This window comes from Polaromonas sp. P1_E1_2 (genome assembly GCF_056406035.1).
The window spans coordinates 1-2,219 of sequence record NZ_JBFUAZ010000670.1 but is presented as its reverse complement, the minus strand read 5'-3'; the positions used below and the strand labels follow the sequence as shown (position 1 = coordinate 2,219).

Sequence of the window (2,219 nt, the reverse complement as noted above, 5' to 3'; positions counted from 1 at the left end):
CCTGCTACGCACCTGTGCCTGCCTTATTCACTGTAGGCATCGTTGCGGCCGGGGAATGTAGGCAATGCCTGTGGATTGCGTAGGAACAAGCCTACAAACCCTCTTTTTTTGTCTTTTTGCCCTTCCTGCGGACGCCAGTGTTCAAGTCCTCCCGCTGGAAAAGAAGGCGGATGCAGCTCAGGACCGCCCCCCGAAAATCTTCAAGGACTCAAGAAAAAATGGCCTTCCAGCCTTATTGAACAAGCGCAAACAGCTATCAAATCAATAGCAACTACGACCATTCAGCCGGTATCGGCAGTCACCAGCTGGACAGGCGAGCGCACGTGCTCAGGCCGCACGCCCACGCCGACCGCATAGGCCGGCAGCGCCTGCAGCAAGGGCCAGCGCCGCATCAGCTTCAGCGGCCAGGGCAGCGCCATGGGCGGGCCGTCGCGCCCCCGCGCCGCCAGTACCGGGCTGAGCAGGCGGTTCTGGATGGCGACCTGCACYGCCTGCGTGACGCGTGTGGGAAACAACCGGCGTTTTTGTACCTGCGCCAGCAAGGGCGTCAGCGCGGCCCGGTCCACCTGCGGACTTGCGAGGGGAGCAGCCAGAATGTTGGCCGCCGCCACGGCATCCTGTACCGCCAGGTTGATGCCCACGCCGCCCACAGGCGACATGGCATGTGCAGCGTCGCCGATGCACAGCAGGCCGGGCTTGTACCAGTGCTCCAGCCGGTCGACCGTGACACTCAGCAGCTTGATGTCGTCCCAACTGGCCAGGGTGGCGATACGGTCGGCAAAGAGCGGCGCCACCTTCACCACGTCTGTGCGGAAAGCCTCCAGCCCCTCTGAGCGAACAGCCTCGATGCCGCCCTTGGGAATCACATAGGCGCACTGCCAATAAGTACGGCGGTCAATCATGGCCAGGAAAATGCCGTTGGTAATGCGCCCGCCCGTCGTGGAAGGATCGCCCGGCATCTTGGGCAGGCGCATCCACAGCACATCGATAGGCGCGCCCAGATCGCGCACGACCAGCCCGGCCGAACTGCGCACCGTGGACCGCCTGCCATCGGCCCCGATCACGAGGTCCGCCATCACCTGCAGGGCGCCCTCGGGTGTGGCGACCTCCACGCCCGTCACCACGCCATCTTGCTGGATCACGCCGGTCACTCCGGCGTTCTGGATCAGGCGAAAACCGGGATACAGCTCCGCCTCATCGCGCACAAAATCCAGAAACTCCCATTGGGGCATCATCGCGATGAATTTGCAGCGCAGGCGCAAATGCCTGAAGCTGGCCAGCACGAGTTCGGTGTTGCCGACCACGGCGCGCAACTCACTCACTTCATCGTGCGGGCGCGCCAGGAACTTCTCCAGCAGGCCCAGTTCGTGAATCACTTCGAGAGTGGATGGATGCACGGTGTCGCCGCGAAAGTCACGCAGGAAATCGGCGTGCTTTTCCAGCACAAGCACCTGCACCCCGGCGCGTGCCAGCAAAAGGCCCAGCATCATGCCGGCCGGGCCGCCGCCGGCGATGCAGCAGCGGACATTCATTACGTCGGCCATGGTGTCTCCCCGGGGATGAAAATCCTCCGACCATATCCAGGCTTGATGGCCCTTGCAAGCTCCAGGCGGGGCAACCACCGCCCAGACCCGTCAACATCTCTTGCGGAGCTGTTTTCGCCTATTTCAGCGTCATTGGCATGGGAGTGGTCTGTACTTCGCCCGGGTCCGGCGGGGTGTCCAGGGGCGGCAGGGGCTCGGGTGGCGGAACGTTCGGGTTGGTGGCCATGGCTACTTCCTGCTTCCCTTTTCCGGCGCCGTTGGGCCCCTGCCAGGCGACTGCAGAGACTGCGGCGGCTCCACCCGTCTGGGCAAGTCGCGGATCATCGCTTCACCTTTTTCGTCCCCGCCGTCGGACGGCAGGTCCGCTTCCAACGTCGGTTCGGGCTCTTCATTGCCTGGCCGCTTGCGCGTTCCGCCCATCACAGACCCACCACCATCAAAGGCATGTCATGGATTGCCAGCGCAGCGGCGGCGGCCATGCTGGCGAAAACGGTGATGAAAAAAGCGATGTACGCGGCTGCGCGCGGGCGGTGAAAACTCCGCGGCTTGCGCGGCGGCGCGTCTTGAGCCAACTCGCCGCTGACATCGTAGGCCGACGGGCGGAAGGCGCTGGAAACCGTGGTGGAGTCTGAATGGAAGTTCATGGCGGGCCTGCCTTTTGCACAGTGTTTGCAC

General features: G+C 63.6%; 2 protein-coding genes. Both read right to left on the bottom strand.

All coding sequences use genetic code 11. The annotated features are described in order from the left end of the window. Window positions 1–281 precede the first annotated feature (281 nt). The gene (locus AC1D1P_RS21510) at window positions 282–1,544 is read right to left on the bottom strand and encodes an FAD-dependent oxidoreductase (protein WP_477667997.1); all 1,263 of its coding nucleotides are present in this window, start codon (window positions 1,542–1,544) and stop codon (window positions 282–284) included. 419 nt (window positions 1,545–1,963) lie between these two features. Continuing rightward, window positions 1,964–2,188, bottom strand: coding sequence for a hypothetical protein (locus AC1D1P_RS21505; RefSeq protein WP_477667998.1), 225 nt, complete (start codon window positions 2,186–2,188; stop codon window positions 1,964–1,966). Between the last annotated feature and the right edge of the window lie 31 nt (window positions 2,189–2,219).